General features: G+C 31.7%; 24 protein-coding genes. 18 read left to right on the top strand and 6 right to left on the bottom strand.

What is annotated here, in order from left to right; genetic code table 11:
* Positions 1-5 precede the first annotated feature (5 nt).
* The 11 genes from NH341_RS10700 to NH341_RS10650 all read left to right on the top strand — a co-directional run bounded on the left by NH341_RS10700 (position 6) and on the right by NH341_RS10650 (position 10692).
* On the top strand, positions 6-764 hold the full coding sequence (locus NH341_RS10700; protein ID WP_159615778.1) for an ion transporter: 759 nt from the start codon (positions 6-8) through the stop codon (positions 762-764).
* Complete coding sequence (locus tag NH341_RS10695; RefSeq protein WP_253056809.1) at positions 764-1012, top strand: DUF4236 domain-containing protein; 249 nt, start codon at positions 764-766, stop codon at positions 1010-1012. Before NH341_RS10700 ends, NH341_RS10695 begins: the two co-directional genes overlap by 1 nt.
* 27 nt (positions 1013-1039) lie before the next feature.
* Positions 1040-1408: a DUF6804 family protein gene (locus tag NH341_RS10690; RefSeq protein ID WP_173361027.1), complete on the top strand. Its 369-nt coding sequence runs from the start codon at positions 1040-1042 to the stop codon at positions 1406-1408.
* Between the two features lie 4 nt (positions 1409-1412).
* A complete protein-coding gene (locus NH341_RS10685; protein WP_159615772.1) occupies positions 1413-1808 on the top strand; it encodes a hypothetical protein in 396 nt (131 codons plus the stop codon).
* Positions 1809-1821: 13 nt separating this feature from the next.
* A complete protein-coding gene (locus NH341_RS10680; protein ID WP_253056807.1) occupies positions 1822-3084 on the top strand; it encodes an ABC transporter permease in 1263 nt (420 codons plus the stop codon).
* A 6-nt stretch (positions 3085-3090) separates the two neighbouring features.
* Positions 3091-4005 carry a hypothetical protein gene (locus tag NH341_RS10675; protein WP_159615768.1) on the top strand — a complete coding sequence of 305 codons (915 nt, stop codon included), beginning with the start codon at positions 3091-3093 and terminating at the stop codon, positions 4003-4005.
* Between the two features lie 3 nt (positions 4006-4008).
* On the top strand, positions 4009-4479 hold the full coding sequence (locus NH341_RS10670) for a thermonuclease family protein (RefSeq protein ID WP_159615766.1): 471 nt from the start codon (positions 4009-4011) through the stop codon (positions 4477-4479).
* 7 nt (positions 4480-4486) lie between these two features.
* A complete protein-coding gene (locus NH341_RS10665) occupies positions 4487-4723 on the top strand; it encodes a hypothetical protein (RefSeq protein WP_159615764.1) in 237 nt (78 codons plus the stop codon).
* A gap of 93 nt (positions 4724-4816) precedes the next feature.
* Positions 4817-6673 carry a DNA topoisomerase IV subunit B gene (locus NH341_RS10660; RefSeq protein ID WP_047789051.1) on the top strand — a complete coding sequence of 619 codons (1857 nt, stop codon included), beginning with the start codon at positions 4817-4819 and terminating at the stop codon, positions 6671-6673.
* A 438-nt stretch (positions 6674-7111) separates the two neighbouring features.
* The gene (locus NH341_RS10655; protein ID WP_073183683.1) at positions 7112-9826 is read left to right on the top strand and encodes a DNA gyrase/topoisomerase IV subunit A; all 2715 of its coding nucleotides are present in this window, start codon (positions 7112-7114) and stop codon (positions 9824-9826) included.
* Positions 9826-10692, top strand: coding sequence for a mechanosensitive ion channel family protein (locus NH341_RS10650; RefSeq protein ID WP_073183681.1), 867 nt, complete (start codon positions 9826-9828; stop codon positions 10690-10692). The genes NH341_RS10655 and NH341_RS10650 overlap by 1 nt, the downstream gene beginning before the upstream one ends.
* Positions 10693-10758: 66 nt before the next feature.
* Here the strand turns inward: NH341_RS10650 and NH341_RS10645 are convergent, their stop codons facing one another.
* Positions 10759-11064 carry a DUF6787 family protein gene (locus NH341_RS10645; protein WP_073183678.1) on the bottom strand — a complete coding sequence of 102 codons (306 nt, stop codon included), beginning with the start codon at positions 11062-11064 and terminating at the stop codon, positions 10759-10761.
* A gap of 85 nt (positions 11065-11149) precedes the next feature.
* Positions 11150-11800, bottom strand: a complete 651-nt coding sequence (locus tag NH341_RS10640; protein WP_047789046.1) for a DUF937 domain-containing protein — start codon at positions 11798-11800, stop codon at positions 11150-11152.
* Between the two features lie 129 nt (positions 11801-11929).
* Between NH341_RS10640 and NH341_RS10635 the strand changes: the two genes are divergently transcribed.
* The gene (locus NH341_RS10635) at positions 11930-13255 is read left to right on the top strand and encodes a dicarboxylate/amino acid:cation symporter (protein ID WP_047789045.1); all 1326 of its coding nucleotides are present in this window, start codon (positions 11930-11932) and stop codon (positions 13253-13255) included.
* Between the two features lie 6 nt (positions 13256-13261).
* Positions 13262-14098, top strand: coding sequence for a sulfurtransferase (locus NH341_RS10630; RefSeq protein WP_253056805.1), 837 nt, complete (start codon positions 13262-13264; stop codon positions 14096-14098).
* Between the two features lie 37 nt (positions 14099-14135).
* Here the strand turns inward: NH341_RS10630 and NH341_RS10625 are convergent, their stop codons facing one another.
* From NH341_RS10625 to NH341_RS10615, 3 genes are read right to left on the bottom strand one after another with little or no spacing between them, the layout of a single operon-like run.
* The gene (locus NH341_RS10625; RefSeq protein WP_073183674.1) at positions 14136-14648 is read right to left on the bottom strand and encodes a hypothetical protein; all 513 of its coding nucleotides are present in this window, start codon (positions 14646-14648) and stop codon (positions 14136-14138) included.
* Positions 14638-15351, bottom strand: coding sequence for a DUF3307 domain-containing protein (locus NH341_RS10620; RefSeq protein ID WP_253056803.1), 714 nt, complete (start codon positions 15349-15351; stop codon positions 14638-14640). The genes NH341_RS10625 and NH341_RS10620 overlap by 11 nt, the downstream gene beginning before the upstream one ends.
* The gene (locus NH341_RS10615; RefSeq protein WP_253056802.1) at positions 15348-15965 is read right to left on the bottom strand and encodes a SatD family protein; all 618 of its coding nucleotides are present in this window, start codon (positions 15963-15965) and stop codon (positions 15348-15350) included. Before NH341_RS10615 ends, NH341_RS10620 begins: the two co-directional genes overlap by 4 nt.
* A gap of 229 nt (positions 15966-16194) precedes the next feature.
* On the opposite strand from NH341_RS10615, the gene NH341_RS10610 reads away from it, so the two are divergent.
* The 4 genes from NH341_RS10610 to NH341_RS10595 all read left to right on the top strand — a co-directional run bounded on the left by NH341_RS10610 (position 16195) and on the right by NH341_RS10595 (position 21406).
* Positions 16195-18525, top strand: coding sequence for an ATP-dependent helicase (locus NH341_RS10610; RefSeq protein WP_253056800.1), 2331 nt, complete (start codon positions 16195-16197; stop codon positions 18523-18525).
* Positions 18526-18571: 46 nt separating this feature from the next.
* The gene (locus NH341_RS10605) at positions 18572-19204 is read left to right on the top strand and encodes a DUF4290 domain-containing protein (protein WP_047789038.1); all 633 of its coding nucleotides are present in this window, start codon (positions 18572-18574) and stop codon (positions 19202-19204) included.
* Positions 19205-20518: a UDP-N-acetylglucosamine 1-carboxyvinyltransferase gene (gene murA / locus NH341_RS10600; RefSeq protein ID WP_047789037.1), complete on the top strand. Its 1314-nt coding sequence runs from the start codon at positions 19205-19207 to the stop codon at positions 20516-20518.
* A gap of 135 nt (positions 20519-20653) precedes the next feature.
* Positions 20654-21406: a DUF6503 family protein gene (locus tag NH341_RS10595; RefSeq protein ID WP_073183513.1), complete on the top strand. Its 753-nt coding sequence runs from the start codon at positions 20654-20656 to the stop codon at positions 21404-21406.
* Positions 21407-21468: 62 nt separating this feature from the next.
* Here the strand turns inward: NH341_RS10595 and NH341_RS10590 are convergent, their stop codons facing one another.
* Positions 21469-21660 (bottom strand): hypothetical protein, encoded by a 192-nt coding sequence (locus NH341_RS10590; RefSeq protein ID WP_239179435.1) that lies wholly within the window; start codon positions 21658-21660, stop codon positions 21469-21471.
* A 194-nt stretch (positions 21661-21854) separates the two neighbouring features.
* Between NH341_RS10590 and NH341_RS10585 the strand changes: the two genes are divergently transcribed.
* A complete protein-coding gene (locus NH341_RS10585) occupies positions 21855-22430 on the top strand; it encodes a nucleotide exchange factor GrpE (protein WP_231128407.1) in 576 nt (191 codons plus the stop codon).
* The last annotated feature ends 50 nt before the right edge of the window (positions 22431-22480 follow it).

Genomic DNA, 22480 nt, shown 5'->3' with positions numbered 1-22480 from the left:
GAGCTATGAGTACGAGAGCATTAAAAGTATTCAATTACAACCTGTTTTTATCAAGGTTTATTTATGGTTTAATCATTATAAATATAATCTGTTTAGTACTAGAGTCTTTTAAAACTTTAAGAGTTAACTATACACAGTTTTTTCAGTTTATAGAAGGATTCTCTATTCTGGTTTTTTCAATAGAATTTATAACAAGAATTGTAATTGCAGAAAAGCAAGATAATAAAGGGTGGAGTTCTTACGTTTTTTCTGGTTACGGGATTTTAGACTTACTGTCAATATTACCCTTTTACTTACCACTAATTTTTCCGTTTGATTTACGAGTATTAAGAGTATTGAGGCTGTTAAGGTTAGTGCGAATATTTAAACTAGGTAGGTATTCAAAATCCTTTAAAACGATTAATTTAATACTAAAAGAAACCAAGCCAGAACTTTTAATAACAGCCTTTATAGCATTAATATTAGTAATGCTCTCATCTACTTTAATCTTTTACGCAGAAAACGAAGCACAGCCCGATAAGTTTTCAAGTATTATAGAAGCCTTTTGGTGGTCGTTAGGAACGCTTACCACTGTAGGAGTAACTGATATGTATCCTGTAACTCCCTTAGGAAAATTCTTTAGCGCTTTAATAGGAGTTATAGGAATTGGCTTTGTGGCATTGCCTACAGGAATTATAAGTTCAGCTTTAATAGATAAAGTAAAAGAAGAAAAGAGTAATTGTAGTAACTGCCCTAATTGTGGGGTAAGAATAGATAAGAACTAATGGGATTTCAATTTTACAGACGAATAAAATTAGGAAAAGGTTTTGGACTGAATATTAGTAAATCGGGCATTTCTCCAAGCTTACGAACTAAAATAGGAGCAGTAAGTTCCAAAGGATATTCTATAAGAACGGGTATAAAAGGGTTGCAGTATAGAAAAAGACACTCTAAAAAAGAAGGAATAGGCTGCCTAGGAATTGTCTTTGCTATAGTTAGTGTTTTTGTAGTACTGTTAATAAAAAGAAAGTAAATATACTCGTAGTTAAACTATAATCAAATGAAAGTAGGAATACAAAAAACAGTAAATATTATTTGTGCCATAGCATTGTTTTTAGCAGTAACAGCACTACCAATAGAATATTACAATGTTTTAAGAATAATTGTTTTTATAGGAGGCTTATTGGTAGTTTTTAATCAGAGAATAAAGAAGCATTGGAGGTTATTATTTATACCAATAGCATTATTATTTAACCCCATATTTCCCATCTATTTTTATGTAAAATCATATTGGGTTTTTTTAGATGTTCTCTGCGGAATCTTATTTCTACTGCTCATATTTTATGGGTATAGCTCAAGCATAAAAAAACAACGAACAATAAAAAAACAAGTGTCTAAAAATAAAGACATGTATAACGTTAAACATTAAAAAAATGAATGAAATAACTACCGAACTTAAAAGTCACTTTTTAAGATTATATGAAATGGCTTTTGTTGACAATGATTTTGATGTGTTAGAAACACAAATGCTATACAAATTTGCAGAAGAGAGAAATATATCTAAACAAGAGTTAGATAATATTTTACTATCAAGCCAACAAGAAAGCTTAGTACCCGAAAGCTTAGAGCTTAAAGTTGAGTACTTATATGATTTAGCAGTAATGATTTGGGCAGATGGAAAAGTAACAGAAGATGAAATGATAACTCTAAAAAAGTATTGTTTAAAGTTCGGGTTTTTAGAAGAAAACCTAGAAGAATTGACTAGTTTTTTGATAGAAAATGCAAAAAAGCATATACCTAAAACAACATTGTTAAAACAATTAACCTAATCAACTAACACATATGGAAGCTTTAAAAACAATATTTACTATTAGGGAGAAAGACCCTGTAGAAGAAATAGTAGTAAAGGAAGAAACAAAAGAGATAAAACTAACTTTTTTCGAAAGTGGTTACGGATCATCTAAACAAGCCTCAGGAAATCACAAAGTGTTCAGAGCTTGTCTGAATAATGTGTACATGGACTATAAAAGAAAATGTGCAGAAGATAGAGAGTTACAAGAAAAATTAAAAGAGCCTCATACGCAAGAAAAAGGAAGAGAAGGTATAGAACTTAAAAAAAGGCAAACAGCCAAAGCAATCTTAGAAGAAAGTATAAAAACTGATGAAGAAAAAATAGAAGAATGCAAACATCAAATAGTTGAAGTTAGAGAGAATCCAGAGAAGTATGTAGAAGAAGTAGATAAAAAAACAAAAGCCCAATTTTATTTGGGGCTAATAGTGCTTATTCCAATAACATTCTACCTATTAGTTTTTTACATATCAGTCTCATATTCAGCTTTTTTTAAAGACTTTGAAAATAGCGAGTTATCAGCAGCTATTTTTGACGGGAAATCATTTTCTAAAGCCTTAGAACATGGAGTTTTAGAAGCGGTTTTTGTAGCTACCATACCATTTGCTTTTATGGGTTTAGGGTATTTAATACATATGTTTCAAAAACATAAAAACTGGCTATCTTATGTAAAAATAGGAGCACTATTTATCATCACTTTTATCTTCGATGCTATACTAGCGTATCAGATAGAAATGAAGATTTATGATTATAATAAAACACCAGATTCACCAGAGTTCGATTTGTCAATAGCCTTTAGTAAAGTAGAGTTTTGGGGAATCATCTTTGCAGGATTTGTAGTATATATAATTTGGGGGTTGGTGTTTGATTTTATTATGAAAGAATATGAAAACATTGATAAAATCAAAGCCTTTATAAGAAGTAAAAGAGAAACGATTGTTAACCTACAAAAATCAATAGCTGAAGCCATAGAAAAATTAAACGGTGTAAAAGAAGAAATATCAGGAATAGAAGCAAGAATAGCCAATTTACAGAGAACAATTGATGGCTTTGTATTCCCTAATAAACGTTACTTAACCTACCACGCAGAATATGTAAAAGGATGGTATTTAGCAATTACAGACAATTTTTTAGATTTAAAACGAAGAGATGAATTGCTTTCTAAATGTGATGAAGTAGAAAAAGAACATCTAACGAAATATGATTTAACAGATGAAAACACGGAAGGAATAATTTATAAATCTCAACTAAAATAACGAAAAATGAAAGCATATAAACTTATAATAGTAATTCTATGTATTATACTTACATACTCTTGTTCAAATAAAAAAGAAAAAGACCCAGTAGCAGAAGTATCAAAAGAAATAAGTAGTACAAGTAAAAAAAAGAGCAAAGAAAATTTAAATATTAGTATCGTATTAGATTTATCAGATAGAATAAATCCAAAGAAGTATCCAGAACCTTCAATGGAGTTTTATCAAAGAGATTTAGGTTACATCGAATCCGTCGCGAAGACTTTTGAAAATCATATTAGAGGGAAGAGAACAAATAAAATTAATGATAAAATACAGTTGTTTGTTGAACCAGCACCATTAGATAGCGAGTTAAACGATAAGATAGCTACACTCAAAACACGGTTTGATAAAAACAATGCAACCAAAGACGAAATTCTGAAAACCTCAAAGAAGTATACAGAAATATGTAATAATATTTATGAAACTGCAATTACAGACGATACCTATGTGGGGTCAGATATACGAGGCTTCTTTAAAAATAAGATCCAAGATTATTGTGTAGAAGAGGGGTATAAGAATGTGGTGGTAGTTTTAACAGATGGGTATGTGTACCATAAAGATAACATAACAAAAGAGCAAAACAGAACATCGTATTTAACCCCAAAAACAATAAAGAATTTCAAATTAAATACAAGTAACTGGAAAGAAAAACTCCAAACAAAAGATTATGGCTTTTTACCATTAAATCAAAATTTAGAAAATGTTGAAGTATTAGTTTTAGGAGTAAATCCGAACAAAAAAAATCCCTATGAAGAAGACGTTATAAAAGAGTATTGGAAAAAATGGTTAACAGAAATGAAAGTAAAGAAGTTTCAAATAAAAAGAGCAGATTTACCCATCCATATAAATGATGTTGTTAGTGATTTTATTCTTACCAAGTAAACTATGTACCTAAAAACAATACTATTATTTTTATTAATAACATTAATAGGAGCAAAAGTACCGAAAGAATTTAGTGCAAGAGTAATTGGGGTAGTAGACGGAGATACCGTAAAGGTGTTATATCAAAACAAACCAATACATATAAGGCTAGAACATATTGATTGTCCAGAAAAAGGACAGCCATACAGTACCAAAGCAAAACAATTCGTGTCCAACAAAATATTTGGAAAAACAGTTAAAGTAGTGAACAAAGGGAAGTGGCATTGGAATCGTTTAATCGCCGAAATATATTTTGACAACCATCAAAACATTAATAAGAGCCTAGTTAAAAAAGGGTTGGCAATGCACTTTAAAAAATATTCAAAAAGTAAAGAATATGACCTGTTAGAAAACAAAGCAAAACAACTTAAAATAGGTATGTGGTCATTACCCAATGTAACTACACCTTGGCAATATAGAAAACAACCAAACTAAATAACAAATGAAAAAAGTCATAATAATGCTACTATCAGTAGGTGTGTTAGTGGCATTTCAAAAAGTAGAAGACAAAAAAGTGTATATCTGTAGTAGTGTAGCAAGCACAAAGTATCACTTTAAAAAAAATTGTAGAGGATTATCTCAATGTAAAACAACGATAAAAGAAAGCACAGAGAAAAAAGTGAGGAGATATGGGAGAATGCTCTGTAAATGGGAGAAGAAAGCATTAAAAAAGAAATAAAAACAAACTCTGTTAATAACTATATTAACAGAGTTTTTTATTTTTTCTGGCGAAATACTATTTTAGCACAGACTTCAATTCACACAATTTTTTATGACGCAAGAAACACAATATACCGAAGACAATATACGCTCGCTCGATTGGAAGGAACATATTCGTATGCGACCAGGGATGTATATTGGTAAACTGGGAGACGGATCATCTCCAGACGACGGAATTTACATTTTGGTTAAAGAGGTTTTAGACAACTCTATTGACGAATTTGTCATGGGAGGAGGTAAAACCATAGAAGTTTCTGTACAAGGGAATAAAGTAATTGTGCGAGATTACGGACGTGGTATTCCGCTAGGAAAAGTAGTGGACGTGGTTTCGAAGATGAACACAGGAGGAAAGTACGACTCCAAAGCCTTTAAAAAATCAGTTGGATTAAATGGAGTTGGTACGAAAGCAGTAAATGCGTTATCAACCTATTTTAGGGTAGAGTCTAACCGTGACGGTAAATCAGCTTCAGCAGAGTTTGAGAAAGGAAACTTAACCAATCAAGAATTATTAGATGAAACATCACGCCGTAGAGGTACTAAAGTAACCTTTATAGCTGATGAAACCATCTTTAAAAATTACAAGTATCGTCCTGAATATATTTCTAAACTATTAAAAAACTATGTGTACCTAAACCCAGGGTTAACCATTGTTTTTAACGGAGAAAAGTTTTATTCAGAAAACGGGTTAAAAGATTTATTGGAAGACAACAACAATAAAGAAGATATGTTGTATCCTATAATTCATTTACGAGGCAGTGATATTGAAGTAGCAATTACACACAGTAGAACACAATATTCGGAAGAATACCATTCGTTTGTAAACGGACAAAATACTACACAAGGAGGAACGCACTTAAACGCATTTAGAGAAGCAGTAGTAAAAACAGTTCGAGAGTTTTTTGGAAAGAATTTTGATGCTTCTGATGTACGTAAATCAATTATCGGTGCTATTTCTATTAAGGTAATGGAACCAGTTTTTGAAAGTCAAACAAAAACAAAATTAGGTTCTACAGAAATGGGAGGAGACTTGCCAACCGTTAGAACGTATATTAATGATTTTATAAAAACACAGTTAGATAATTACTTACATAAGAATACGGAAGTAGCCGACAAACTTCAAAAGAAGATATTACAGGCAGAAAAAGAACGTAAAGAACTATCAGGAATACGAAAATTAGCTCGTGAACGCGCCAAAAAAGCAAGTTTACACAACAAGAAGCTACGTGATTGCCGTATACATTTTGGAGACACTAAAAAAGATGGATATTTAGATACTACCTTGTTTATTACGGAGGGAGATTCGGCAAGTGGTTCGATTACCAAATCGCGTAATGTAAACACACAAGCGGTATTCAGTTTAAAAGGAAAACCCCTAAACTCGTATGGATTGTCTAAAAAGATAGTGTACGAGAATGAGGAATTTAACCTATTACAAGCAGCCTTAAATATAGAAGACGGACTGGAAGACTTACGTTATAACAATATTGTAATTGCTACCGATGCCGATGTTGATGGTATGCACATTCGCTTGTTATTAATAACCTTTTTCTTACAATTCTTTCCAGAAGTAATTAAAGAAGGACATTTGTATATTTTAGAAACACCGTTATTTAGAGTACGAAACAAAAAAGAAACCATTTATTGTTATTCAGAAGAAGAAAAGCAAGATGCGATAAACAAACTAAGAGGAAAACCAGAAATAACTCGATTTAAGGGGTTAGGGGAGATTTCTCCTAACGAATTTGTCCATTTTATTGGAGATGATATTCGTTTAGACCCAGTAATGTTAGACAAAGAAATGTCGATAGAACAAATGTTAGAATTCTATATGGGTAAAAATACTCCAGACAGACAAAAGTTTATTATTAACAACTTAAAGGTTGAGTTAGATTTAGTAGAAGAAAATTAATATGAAAGAATTAAAGAAAGTAATTATAATAGTATCATTGATAATGATTATTGCGTGTGCTTTAATGATTTATTTTGGTAGATCATCAAGTCAAAATTCATATATAGAAACATTATTAATGTTAATTATGACTTTAATATTGGGTGTATCTATTAAAACGACAAAGAATAAAAACATCAGATAAATAAATTAGCTTGTAGTAATTAAAGTACAAGAAAAATAATGGATAGAAATAGAAGAGCTAGAATATATTTATTAATAGCATTTTCAATTTTTGTTGTCAATACATTTAACGTTGACTTTAGCAATTTAAACTGGGAAGCAAATAAGTCGTCTTATGTTAATATGATAGCAGCAGTCTTAGTTTGTATCGCTATTTTTTTACTAATTAAGAAGAGATAAAATTACCCCTAAACATAAACGTTTAAACATTCATACATGAGTGAAGAAAACAATAAGTACGAACATGACGAAGAACTAAATAAACCTGTTGAAAGTACAGAAACCATTACCAAGGTAACAGGTATGTACAAAGAATGGTTTTTAGACTATGCTTCATATGTAATTTTAGAACGTGCAGTGCCATCAATGGAAGATGGGTTTAAACCCGTGCAACGTCGTATTATGCATTCAATGAAAGACTTAGATGATGGACGCTATAATAAAGTAGCAAACATTGTAGGTCACACAATGCAGTATCACCCTCACGGAGATGCATCAATTGCCGATGCCATGGTACAAATGGGGCAAAAGGAGTTGCTAATCGATATGCAAGGTAACTGGGGTAACATTTTAACAGGAGACCGTGCAGCGGCTTCTCGTTATATTGAAGCACGTTTGTCTAAATTTGCACTAGATGTTGTTTTCAATGCCAAAACTACTGAATGGCAAGCCTCGTATGACGGACGTAAAAAAGAACCTGTAAACTTACCTGTAAAGTTTCCGTTACTATTAGCTCAAGGAGCAGAAGGTATTGCTGTAGGATTATCAACCAAAATATTACCGCATAACTTTAACGAGTTAATAGATGCCTCTGTAAAATACTTGAAAGGAAGAAGTTTTACGATTGTACCCGACTTTTTAACAGGTGGAATAGCAGATGTTACCAATTATAACGATGGTAAAAGAGGAGGAAAGGTAAGAGTGCGCGCAAAAATATCGGCACTTGATAAAAAAACGTTAGTAATTACTGAAGTACCTTTTGGCACTACCACATCATCATTAATTGATAGCATTTTAAAAGCGAACGATAAAGGTAAAATTAAGATCAAACGTATTGAAGATAATACCGCGGCTAATGTTGAAATTTTAGTGCATTTACCAGCTAATGTATCGCCAGATAAAACAATTGATGCCTTATACGCTTTTACCAGTTGTGAAAATTCAATTTCTCCACTGTGTTGTATTATTGAGGATAATAAGCCTGTGTTTATTGGAGTAACAGAAGTTCTAAAAAAATCAACAGACTTTACAGTAGAGTTACTTAAACGTGAATTAGAAATTCAATTACATGAATTAGAAGAGCAATGGCATTTTGCTTCTTTAGAACGTATTTTTATTGAGAATAGAATTTACCGTGATATTGAAGAAGTAGAAACTTGGGAAGGAGTAATTGAAGCAATTGACCTAGGGTTAAAACCGCATACTAAGCATTTAAAAAGAGAAGTAACCGAAGAAGATATTGTTCGTTTAACAGAAATAAGAATTAAGAAAATCTCTAAATTCGATATTGACAAAGCAAAACAATTTATTGAAAGTTTAGAAGAGAAAATAGCTGAGGTTAAACATCATTTAGATAATTTAATTGATTTTGCAATAGACTATTTTAAAGAGTTAAAAGCAAAATACGGAAAAGGAAAAGAGCGTAAAACAGAAATCCGCATTTTTGATGATATCGTAGCTACCAAAGTAGTTATGCGTAACTCAAAACTTTATGTAAATAGAGAAGAAGGATTTATAGGAACATCGCTACGAAAAGACGAGTACGTTACCGATTGTGCAGATATTGATGATGTTATAGTGTTTAGAGAAGATGGTTCAATGGTAGTGACGAAAGTAGATTCTAAAACCTTTGTAGGAAAAGGAATTATTCATGTTGCAATATTCAAGAAAAAAGATAAACGTACAGTTTACAACATGATATATCGTGATGGAGCGAAAGGACCTTCATATATGAAGCGTTTTAACGTTACATCAGTTACTCGTGATAAAGAGTACAACTTAGCCAACGGAGATTCAAAATCAAAAGTATTATACTTTACAGCTAACTCTAATGGAGAAGCTGAGGTAGTAACTATTTTACTTAGAGCAGTAGGAAGTGTTAAAAAATTAAAATGGGATATTGATTTTGCAGATTTAGCCATAAAAGGACGTAGTGTTAGAGGAAACTTAGTAACCAAGTACTCAATTAAAAAAGTAGAGTTTAAAGAAGCAGGAGTTTCAACTTTAAAACCTAGAAAAATTTGGTTTGACGATACAGTACAACGTTTAAATGTTGATGGGAGAGGAGAGTTGTTAGGTGAGTTTAAAGCAGAAGATAAAATATTAATAGCAACTCAATCAGGAAAAATCAAAGCAGTATCACCAGATTTAGCGATGCATTTTGAAAATGATATGATTGTATTAGAAAAATGGAAGCCTAATAAGCCAATTTCAGCAATTTATTTTGACGGGGTTAAAGAACGTTATTTTGTAAAACGATTCTTAGTTGAAACACCAGATAAAGAAGAACTTTTTATATCAGAAGATGAAAAATCGAAGTTAGAAATCATAGCTACAGATTATCGTCCTATGGCAGAGGTAATTTTCTCAAAAAGGAGCCTAGAAAAAATAGAAGTGAACTTTGAAGACTTTATAGCAATTAAAGGAATTAAAGCTCAAGGAAATCAATTAACAACAGATAAAATAAGAACAGTAAACTTATTAGAGTCATTACCTTACGAAGAACCAGAAGAGGAAAAAGTAGAGGATATTGAGGTAACTGATGAAGAAGAAATTAAAGAAGAAGCATTACCTTTGAATGTAGAAGATACTACGCCTAAAGATAAAACGTTTGTAGAGTCTAAAGAAGATAAAGCAAAAAAAGCATTAGAAAGAGCACTTCAAAAGAAGAAAAAAGATAAAGACGACGAAAGTCAAACAGCATTATTTTAATGGATAAGTTTTTACCATATCGTTTTAACCTAGATACCTTTTTTGGAGCATTAGGGTATATTATAGTCGTATTCTTAGTGTCTTGGGGTATTTCTAGGTTGGTAAGAGCGATTATTTGGCAACTTATTAAAAGCAAGAAAGAAGATCGTTTTGGTAGAACAAGTATTCAATTTTTACGTAATTCAGTATCGTTTGTAATTGGACTTTTAAGTGTCATTTATGTAATTATGGCGGTGCCTGCTTTTAGAAGTAAAGCGACTTTAATTTTTTCTGGAGCTGGTATTTTAGCCGCTATTATAGGTTTTGCTGCACAAGCAGCACTATCTAACTTAATAGCAGGAGCTTTCATAGTTATATTCCGCCCCTTTAGAGTGGGAGACTATATTAAACTGGATGAAACTAGAGTTGGTATTGTTGAAGACATAACGTTGAGACATACTGTAATAAATAACTTTGAGAATAAGCGGTTAATTATACCCAATTCGGTAATTAGTACAGATTCTATTTTAAATCATACCATAGAAGACTCTCATGTATTAAGTTTTAACAATTTTAAAATAGGATTAAAAGCAGATATTGATTTAGCAAGAAAAATTATACAAGAAGAAGCTGTTAAGTTACCAACTGTTATTGATTATCGTACACCAGACCAGGTGATTAGTGATGTGCATCAGGTAGATGTTCGTGTTATTGATATATATCCAGACCATATTCATATGCGTGCTTATGTATGGTTAAACGAACCGTTTCAAGAATTTAAAACTAAATGTGCTTTAAAAGAAGCTGTTCATAAACGCTTTCTATTAGAAGGTGTACATTTACCAATACCAATCAATATAAATGAGATAATTAAAAGAGTAAACTAAAAAAATATTCTTTATGGGAGGAGGTGAGTAGTTTGTATATTTTTATAGGTAGTATAAAAAGAATTTTTACCCCTTAAAAATAAATCCTAGTCCTAACCTACTTAAAAACTTCTTTTCAAATTCCCAAAAAAACTTAAATTGTCCAAATAACCAACCAATTAAGGGTAATGTTGTTTGGTAAATAGGAAAAACTAGTAGAATTCTTAAAGGATAATATAACCAAGGATTTAAGGTTTCAGGAGATAACCCTAGCAAATTTGTAATAGGTTTAGCAACCCAAGCTGCAAATGATCCATTTATAGCAAAAACTATAAAAATAGCAGTTAAAGCCCAATTGCTTTTTATACCCCAACGATGTTTAAGTTTTTCCATAAGTACTAATATGCTGCAAAAATAACCAAAAGAAAAGGGGGAAACAAATGTTTCCCCGTTCATTATAAATTATAGCAAAATAAAATTATTTTTTTCCAAACACACCACCTAAAAGTCCTCCTAAAAGTCCTCCTGATTTTTGTTGATTATTACCAGCGTTACCTAAAATCATTCCAGCTACATCATCAACAATACTACCATCTCCATCAGCATCAAGTATCTGTTCTAAGAAGCTTTGTTCTTTTTGAGTAGAGTTACCGCCTAGTAAACCACCTAGAAGTCCACTTAAATCACTTGAATTATTTACATTTTCTTGACGAGACTGCTTACCAAGTAACCCCATTAAAATAGGAGCAGCAGTTTTCAAAATATCAGCAACAGCACCAGTATCCATTCCTGCTTTTTGACCAATAACTTGTTCAACTCCTTGCTGTTTATTTCCTAAAACATGACCTAAAATTTTACCACCGTCTTGTAAAACATCAGAATTTACACCACCATTAAATAAATCACCTAAATTATCTAAGATTCCACCATCATGCTTATTTAATGCGTTCTTTAAACTTTCAGCACCTTGAGGAGTGGCAGCATTTCGTTGCATTGCTTTCATTAAAACAGGTAATGCCATTGTTAGTACACTACTAGTTTTATTAGTGTCTTGCCCAGTTGATCCGGCAACACCAGATATAATTGTTTTTCCTATATCGCTATTTAATAAATCTAAAATTCCCGTCATTTTGTTATTTTAATAAAATTAGTACTCAGTTTATAATAATTGGACACAAGATACGAACTGAAGGTCACTTTTTTTAAATATTTCTTTATACCTTACGGCCAGTTAAAAAATAATAGATTTATAGATTATATGAAGAGACTTGCACTACACTGGCAAATTTTAATAGGAATGATTTTAGGTGTCTTATTTGGGTTAGTGATGACCTTTACAGACAATGGAGCATCATTTGTATCGGACTGGATAAAGCCTTTTGGAACAATTTTCGTAAAATTATTAAAACTAATAGCAGTACCGTTAATTATTGCTTCTCTAGTAAAAGGAATTTCTGATTTAAAAGATATTTCAAAATTTAAAAACATTGGTATACGTACCATATTAATTTATATAGGTACTACGGTAATAGCAATAACAGTAGGGTTAGTATTGGTAAATGTTGTACAGCCTGGAGAAGGAATTTCAGAAGATACAATAGCTAAATTAACAGCAGATTACGCAAACAGTGAAGGGGTACAAGCTAAAATAGTAGAAGCGAGTAAACAAAAAGAAAGTGGTCCACTTAAGTTTTTGGAAGATATGGTTCCAGATAATGCTATACAAGCAATGAGTAATAATAAAGCAATGTTACAAGTAATTTTCTTTACTATTATTTTAGGAATATCAATGTTATTAATAGGAGAAAAAAAGGCTACACCATTAAAAAACTTTTTTGATTCGTTAAATGAAGTTGTGTTAAAAATGGTTGATTTAATCATGTTAACAGCACCTTTTGCGGTATTTGCATTATTAGCAAATGTTGTGGTTACTTCTAATGATCCTGATTTATTGTTGGCATTATTAAAATATGGAGCGACAGTTATTGGAGGTTTATTATTAATGGTAGCACTTTATATGGTTTTAATAAGTGTATTTACCAAAAAGAATCCATTATGGTTTTTAAAACAAATAAGCCCAGCACAATTATTAGCGTTTTCAACAAGTTCTAGTGCAGCAACATTACCAGTTACGATGGAACGAGTAGAAGAACATATTGGAGTAGATAAAGAAGTATCAAGTTTTGTATTGCCAGTAGGAGCTACTATTAATATGGACGGTACTAGTTTATATCAAGCAGTAGCAGCAGTATTTATATCACAAGCTTTAGGTTTCGATTTAACATTTGTTGATCAACTCACAATTATTTTAACGGCTTTATTAGCCTCAATAGGTTCAGCAGCTGTGCCAGGAGCAGGAATGGTAATGTTAGTAATCGTATTAGAATCAGTTGGTTTTCCAGCAGATAAATTAGCCATAGGTTTGGCATTAATTTTTGCAGTTGATAGACCTTTAGATATGTGTAGAACAGTTATTAATGTAACGGGTGACGCCACAGTATCAACTTTAGTAGCGAAGTCTGTAGGGAAGTTAGGAAAGCCACACCCACATGAATGGGATGAGCATTATGATGAAGTAAAATAAAGTAATATGCTTACAGTAAAATCACCTATAGTTTCTGTTGATTGGTTGCACGATAATTTAAGTGCAGATAACTTAATAGTTCTAGATGCAACTATTCAGAAAGTAGGAGTCAAAACAGATGATAAAAAAGAAAAACAGCAGATTAAAGATGCTGTTTTCTTTGATTTAAAGAGTGTCTTTTTAGATGTTGAAGCAGAATATCCTAACACAATTCCGTCAGAAAAATATTTTGAAACTGAGGCTCAAAAATTAGGGATATATAATGATAGCTGTGTTGTTGTTTATGATGATTTAGGCGTATACTCATCTCCTAGAGTTTGGTGGTTGTTTAAAGTGTTTGGTTTTGAAAATGTCGCAGTTTTAAACGGAGGTTTACCTGCTTGGAAAGACGCTGGTTATACAGTTGAGTCTAAAAAAGAAAGAGAATTCTTAAGAGGGAACTTCAAAGCTAATCTTAATAAGGGTAAAATAAGTGTTACAGAGGAAATATTAAAAGCTTCTCTTGATAATAAAGTTATATTAGACGCTCGTTCAAAAGGAAGGTTTTATGCTACAGAGCCAGAACCAAGAAAAGATTTAAGAGGAGGTCATATTCCAAATTCTAAAAGCTTACCTTATGCAGAATTGCAATTAAATGGTAAGATGAAATCGAAAGAAGAGCTTCAGAAAATATTTTCAGATATGAATCCGAATAAAGAAGAAATGATTTTTTCTTGTGGATCAGGAATTACAGCATGTATACTTGCTTTAGGAGCTGAAGAGGCAGGAAAAACTAATTATAGTGTATACGACGGTTCTTGGACAGAATGGGCAAGTAGGTTAGATTTGCCTGTTGAAAAATAATAGAAATAAAAAAACCTCTAATTAGAGGCTTTTTTTATTATATCAACTTCTTTACTTCTTGTTTTAAAAAGGAGATTGCAGTATTAGCGGGACTTTCCTGTTGCGAGTAGTCAATTAATACATTTTCACGTAAATCTTTAGCAGTTTCAGAACTTTCTGCTGTGTTTCGAAGTTTAGCTATAATAGCTAATTTAGCTGCTAAAACAGCTTTCCAACTATCATCAGAAATGTATAATTGCTGTACTAAATTATGTTCAAACTCTTGTTCTATATTACCAATTAAAAGTTGGAGGTAGTTATCAGTATCATCTCCTATAGGATTTACTCTTAACAGTAATTTTGATGGGTTGATACGCTCACAAAATAACAACATACGTTCATAAGCTTGTAGCTTTGTGGGTAAACTTTCACGCTTTTTTTCAACTAAAGCATTGAATGTTTTTTCTTTATTGTCTTGTTCAATAAAGCGGCCTAAAATTAAGTAAGCTACGCCGCCAGTTACTAGTGCTGGTAGGGCATAAGCAAGCCCTTCAATAATTTTATCTTCCATAATGCGAATATACGAGTCCTGTTAAAATTGCCAATCCAAAACTTAGTAAAGTTCCAATCAGTACATATTCAGTAAGTTTTCTGTCTTTTGATGCTGTTAAATCTCCAAATCTAAATATAGATTTTGCCGCGAGTAAAAATCCAACACCTGCCCATTGGTTAATCGCGATAAAAACAAAAATTAATATACGTTCTAAAAAACCAATATACTTACCTGCATTGGCTAACGATTGTTCTGTTGATTTATTACCTTTTTCTGGATTCCATTTAGAAATTAATGTATTTATGATAATTGATGAAGTATAAGTGACAAAAATTAAACAAGTAAAAAGTAATAAATTTTGTTGAGTTAAAATAGCATTTATGCTAATTTTAAAAGGAGCATATATATATGTGGCTAAAACCAAAAAGAATATATGTAAAACCTGATCTAAAAAGAAGAATAAACGTTTGTTCTTCTTTCTTTGAAAATATAGTTTTCCAAGATCTACTAAATAATGAGAAATAATTACCAGTAAAAATACATTCCAATACATAGGGTTAAACTGCAGGAATAAAAGTAATAATAAAGCATGAACACCTATATGAGCATAAAGTTTGCTAGATTTTATTTTCTTTTTCTCCTTATCTTTTACCCAATTTTTAGGTTGAAATACAAAATCCCCCAATAAGTGAGCAACGAGTAGTTTTAAAAACAGTATCATAGTTTAGTTAGTTTCTGATTCATAAGTTTTCTATAACGTTTTTCTAGTTTCATAATTTCATCAAACCCAGAACGTTTTCTTCGTTCACTAGCGCTACTTTCTGAAATAGCTAGTTTTTTAGCGATAATTTTTTGAGTAGACTCAGGGTTTTGTAGAGACATATTCACAAAAGCAGCTGAGTTGGTTGTCCAATTATCCATTATTAACAAACTTAAGCTTATAGAAACTTCAAACTCGTCGTTAATATCTTCCCAAGGAGTTTTCAAAGCTAAATTTTGCTTTTTAAGTAAATAATCAAAAGCATACCCAGAATTTATAAAAGCTTCACCGTTGGCTTCGGTAATTTTTTCTGTATCAAAATTTTTATTACCGATACCAATGGCTAAACGAATGTCTAAATCTTTTATTTTTTTAATAGTAGATTTTAGCTTAAAAGTAAAAAGAAGAGCTTCTGCAATATTTTCAATTTCAATTTGAAAACTATCTCCTCGAAAAAGCTCCCATGTTTTTGGTGTTTTCCCGATAGTATTGAAGGATTCTTTCAGTACAGGAAGCCATGTTTCAGCAGAAACACCTCTAGAGTTTATAATATCACCAGTAATTACACTTGTCATGTATTCAATTTTTAGTAAAAATAGCTTTTCAAATTGAAAACCCCAAATAATTCGGGTTTTAAAACGAATATTTTAAAATAAGGGTTATAAGACGAATTTCTGTTAATTCGGATTTTAGCTTGAATTTATAGGGTTAAAAATTAGTGAATAAAAAAAAGGATAGAATCTTTAAAAAACCTAAAAGATTGGTTAATTTTCCATTTTTAAAATACTTTCAATTTAATTTCCATTGAATACTTATTTAGAGCAACTTAACGAACCACAGAGAGCAGCTGTTTTACAAAAAGACGGCCCAATGATAATTATAGCAGGAGCAGGATCGGGTAAAACGAGAGTGCTGACTTATAAAATTGCTTATTTAATGGAGCAAGGTGTAGATGCTTTTAACATTTTGTCGTTAACATTTACCAACAAGGCTGCTCGTGAAATGAAAGATCGTATTGGTAAAGTAGTGGGGTATAGTGAAGCTAAAAACCTTTGGATGGGAACATTTCACTCAGTTTTTGCACGTATCTTACGTTCAGAGGCTGATCGATTAGGTTATCCGTCAAACTTCACCATTTACGATACACAAGATTCAGTTCGATTGATAACGACGATTATCAAAGAAATGAATTTAGATAAAGATCGATACAAACCAAAACAAATTTTAAGCAGAATATCGTCTTTTAAAAACAGCTTAATTACGGTTAGAGCGTATTTTAATAACTCTGATTTACAACAAGCCGATTTAGAAGCGAGTAGACCGAGAACAGGTGATATCTATAAAGAATATGTAGATAGATGTTTTAAGTCAGGAGCGATGGATTTTGACGATTTATTATTGCGTACCAATGAATTATTAGCACGTTTTCCAGATGTGTTGGCAAAGTATCAAGATCGTTTCCGATATATTTTGGTAGATGAGTACCAAGATACCAACCATTCGCAATATTTAATTGTACGTGCGTTGGCTGATCGTTTTCAGAATATTTGTGTGGTAGGAGATGATTCGCAAAGTATTTATGGATTCCGTGGAGCGAATATTCAAAATATCTTGAACTTCCAGAAGGATTACCCAGATGTAAAAACATTCAAGTTAGAACAAAATTACCGTTCAACAAGTAACATCGTACGCGCTGCGAATAGTGTAATTGATAAGAATAAAACGAAGCTAGATAAAGAAATTTGGACAGCTAACGATGCAGGAGATAGTGTGAAGGTAATGCGTACAATTTCTGATGGAGAAGAAGGGCGTTTTGTGGCGCAATCTATTTGGGAAAACCAAATGAATCATCAGTTAACAAGTGATCAATTTGCAATTTTATATCGTACCAACGCACAATCAAGAGCTATAGAAGATGCATTGCGTAAAAAAGATATTAAATATAAAATTTACGGAGGTATTTCATTCTACCAACGTAAAGAAATTAAAGATTTACTATCGTATTTACGAATTTTAATCAATCCGAATGATGAGGAAGCATTAAAACGTATTATTAACTACCCAGCAAGGGGGATTGGAGCTACAACGTTAGATAAATTAACAATTGCAGCGAATCATTACAAAAAATCGATGTTTGATATTTTAAAAAATATCAGTACAGTAGATATTAATATAAACTCTGGAACCAAAACAAAGTTGCAGAATTTTGTAAACATGATTCAGCGTTTTCAAATTGAAGCGCAAACAAAAAATGCTTTTGAAATTGCTGATTTGGTGGTAAAGCAAACTCAGCTAGTAAAAGATTTACAAAAAGATGGAACTCCAGAAGGCGTTAATAAGGTTGAAAACGTTCAAGAACTTTTAAACGGAATAAAAGACTTTATTACCGATAAAATAGAAACAGGAGAAGACGCATCATTAACTTCATTTTTAGAAGACGTCGCACTAGCCACTGATTTTGATTCCGATAAACAAGATGAAGAACCTAGAGTTTCGTTAATGACAATTCACTTATCCAAAGGGTTAGAGTTTCCTTACGTGTACATTGTAGGTTTAGAAGAAAGTTTATTCCCTTCAGCAATGAGTATGAATACTCGCAGTGAGTTAGAAGAAGAACGTCGTTTGTTTTACGTAGCGTTAACAAGAGCTGAAAAAGGAGCTTATTTAACTTATGCACAAACACGTTATCGTTGGGGTAAATTAACTGATGGTGAGCCAAGTAGGTTTTTAGAAGAAATAGATGAGCAATATTTAGAGTATTTAACGCCAAAAGTACCTGAACCATCAGTAAATAGGTTTATTGATGCTAGTTTATTTGAAGACGATTCACCAAAGAAAATACGTTTTCAAAAACCAATTCAAAAGAAAAGAAAAGAGTTCTTAGCGAAGAAGGAAAAAACAAATATGGTTCCTCCAAAAAGTAAAATGAAGAAGGTTTCAGAAATGAGCCCAAAAATGAATTTGTTTGATGGAGAAATCACAGTAGGAAACGTAGTAGAACATAACCGTTTTGGTACTGGAAAAGTAGTAGCTTTAGAAGGGAAAGGACCCAATAAAAAAGCAGAAATAGAGTTTAGTACCGTAGGTAAAAAGAAATTATTGTTACAATTTGCAAAATTGAAAGTAATCGGGTAGTTAATTCATAATAATTACCTATTTTGCATAGATAAAATATAGAGAAATGACGTTTGATTTAGAATACAATTCGAAAAGATCCAAATTAATTATCCCAGAATATGGGAGGCATATACAAAAGCTAGTGAATCATTGTATCGCTTTAGAAGATAAAGAAGAACGAAATACAATGGCTAAAGCTATTATTGATGTAATGGGTAATTTACAGCCTCACTTACGCGATGTGCCTGATTTTAAGCATAAACTTTGGGATCAGTTACATATAATGGCAGATTTTCAGTTAGATGTTGATTCTCCTTACGAAACACCTTCAAAGGAAGAGTTACAAGAATCTCCTGAGCGATTGCCATATCCAAAATCAGCATCAAAGTATCGTTTTTATGGTACAAATATTCAAACCATGATTGATGTAGCATTAACATGGGAAGAAGGAGAAATGAAAGAAGCTTTGGTATTCACCATTGCTAATCATATGAAAAAATGCTATTTAAACTGGAACAAAGACACAGTTGAAGATAGTGTTATTTTCGATCATTTATATGAGCTGTCTGAAGGAAAAATAGATATTCGAGATATTGATGAGGACTTAACAGATAGCAAAAGCCTGTTAAGAAAACGTAGCGGACAAGGACAGCACAAATCAAAAGGAAAAACAAATACTAAATACAGAAAAAAGTAAATGGCATCATTTAAAATAGAAGGAGGTCACAAATTAAAAGGAACAATAACACCACAAGGAGCAAAAAATGAAGCATTACAGGTAATATGTGCGGTGTTGTTAACGTCAGAAAAAGTAATTATAAACAATGTTCCTGATATTATTGATGTTAATAAACTGATTTTTATTTTAGGAGAATTAGGAGTTAAAATAGAAAAATTATCTAAAAACTCATATAGTTTTCAAGCAGACGATATCAATTTAAAATATCTAGAGTCACCAGAATTTAAAAGAGATGGAAGCTCTTTAAGAGGGTCTATTATGATTGTTGGTCCGTTATTGGCTCGTTTTGGAAAAGGATATATTCCTCGACCAGGAGGTGATAAAATAGGACGTCGTCGTCTAGATACTCACTTTGAAGGATTCATCAATTTAGGAGCAAAATTCCGATATAATCGTGAAGAATATTTCTACGGTGTAGAAACAGAAACAGGATTAGTAGGAGCAGAGATGTTGCTAGATGAAGCTTCGGTAACTGGTACAGCAAATATTATTATGGCAGCAGTATTAGCCAAAGGAACCACAACAATATATAACGCAGCTTGTGAGCCTTACATTCAGCAATTATCAAAAATGCTGAACTCAATGGGAGCAAAAATTACTGGAGTAGGATCTAATTTACTCACTATTGAAGGAGTGGAAACTCTAAAAGGCTGTGAACATACTATATTGCCAGATATGATTGAGATTGGTAGTTGGATAGGTATGGCTGCTATGACACGTTCGGAATTGACAATTAAGGATGTAAGTTGGGATGATTTAGGACAAATTCCTAATGTATTTAGAAAACTTGGAATTCAATTAGAAAGAAAGGGAGACGATATTTACATACCAGAGCAAGAAAGCTACGAAATTCAAAGTTATATTGACGGGTCAGTATTAACTGTAGCAGATGCACCATGGCCTGGGTTTACACCAGATTTATTGAGTATTGTATTGGTAGTTGCCACACAAGCAAAAGGAACCGTACTAATTCACCAAAAAATGTTTGAAAGTCGTTTGTTCTTTGTAGATAAGCTGATTGATATGGGAGCAAAAGTAATTTTATGTGATCCTCATAGAGCTACAGTAATAGGTCATGACTTTAAATCGCAGTTGAAGGCAACAAAAATGACCTCTCCAGATATCCGTGCAGGTATCTCATTATTAATAGCAGCACTTTCAGCAAAAGGGACAAGTATTATTAATAATATTGAACAGATAGATAGAGGTTACGAAGATATCGAAGCACGTTTAAAATCTATCGGAGCAAAGATTGAACGAATTGATAGCTAGTAAAAAAGTAACAAGAAATAAATATAAATCCCAAATCAATTAACTTGGGATTTTTTTATGACGAAAAAAATTAAAGCACAGTGTAATTAAAAGAAACTTGTTTCGACTAAGCCGCTTTAACTTAAATGAATCATTATGAAAAAAAGAATAACACTTGTTATTTTACTATTACAAACAATAATTTTTGTAGCTCAAGAGAAAGACTTTACGTCTTCAATAGAAAAAGCGCATCATAAAAAAGCTTTTATGAATCAAAAGTATTTAAAGTATGATATAGACATAACTTTTGGTGGAAAAAATCGCTTAACAGGAACAATAACACAAGAACCAGGTGGAGGTAAAATAAAGATAGAGAAAAATAATGGAGAAATAATACTTTTTGACGGAAAAGAAGTGTATTCAGTTGGAATAAAAGAGAAAGATTTAGCAGCAGCAAGGTTTGATATTTTTACATGGTCTTATTTTTTAGGGTTACCTTATAAACTAAACGACGATGGAACTATTTGGTCTAATTTTGAAGAAAATAAATGGGGAACTAAAAACTTTGATACAGGTAAACTAACCTTTGCTTCTGGAACAGGTGATGCACCAGACGACTGGTATGTAATTTATAAAAATCCTAGTACAAACTTTTTAGAAGGAGCGGCGTATATTGTTACTTTTGGTAAAGGAAAGGAAAAAGCAGAAAAAGAACCGCATGCTATTAAGTATAACAATATCGAATTAGTTAATTCAATTCCTTTTGCAACTAATTGGACTTTTCATATGTGGTCATTAAAAAACGGATATGAAGAAGAGATAGGAGAGGTTAAGTTATCAAACATAAAGTTTATTGAAGAAGCAGAATTTGTTATACCTACAAAGGCTAAATTAGTTAAACCTTTATAAAGTTATAAACTTATAATGAAGTAAAAAGCTGTTATTTTTAAAATAACAGCTTTTTTATTTCTCTACATTTCTTCATTACAAGTGTACTCTTGTGTACAAGCAAAATATTGATGACAATAAATAGGACCTGTAACGCTTCCTGAGCAGTCACATCCACATTTATTAAGATCAATAGCAGCACCACCTGTTAAGTTCTTTTGTTGGTTCTTTGAAAGAACGGTAACTCCTGAAATGTTTAAAAAATTCTGTTTCATAATGAGGGACTTTTTATGTTATAAATTAATTAATAAAAATTTTTTAAATATATAGTTTTGAAATCTTTGAACAAAATATAAATATGTTTTTTGAACTTTATACTGTGATTTTCTTTGAGAAGTTATGTTGCAATGTCATTATGACACATTTCTTTTATTGGCAATATTATTGTTAATCAAAAAGTGTTAAATACATGAAACGATTTACAATGAGTAAAGATCAATATACAAAAGAAGACGAAATTAACGACGCTATTAAAAATGGCGACTTAGGAGAGAATCAAGAAGAAACTCAAGAAAATAAAGAGGTTGAAGCTAAAGAAGAGCCAACGGCAGAAGAATTAATTCAAGCAGAGAAAGATAAATATCTGCGATTATTTGCAGAGTTTGAAAACTATAAAAAACGTACTTCAAAAGAACGTATTGAACTTTTTAAAACTGCAAGTCAAGAATTAATGACAGCTTTACTGCCAATTATGGATGATTTTGATAGAGGTTTGGCAGAAATTAAAAAAACAGAAGACTCTGAGTTATTAAAAGGTATGGAACTTATTAATAATAAGTTTAAAAACACCTTAACTCAAAAAGGGTTAACTGAAATAGAAGTAAAACCAGGAGATGATTTTGATGCAGAAGTTCATGATGCAATAACACAAATACCAGCACCTTCAGATGAATTAAAAGGAAAAATTATAGATTGTGTGGAGAAAGGATATAAGCTAGGAGATAAAATTATTCGTCACCCTAAAGTAGTAATGGGGCAAGCGTAAAACAATCATCATTAATACAACTATTGGTCACTAACGATACTTACTTACTA

Origin of the sequence: Tenacibaculum sp. XPcli2-G (assembly GCF_024124505.1) — a bacterium.
GTDB classification, from domain to species: domain Bacteria; phylum Bacteroidota; class Bacteroidia; order Flavobacteriales; family Flavobacteriaceae; genus Polaribacter; species Polaribacter mesophilus.
This window is presented reverse-complemented; position numbering and strand designations above follow the sequence as displayed.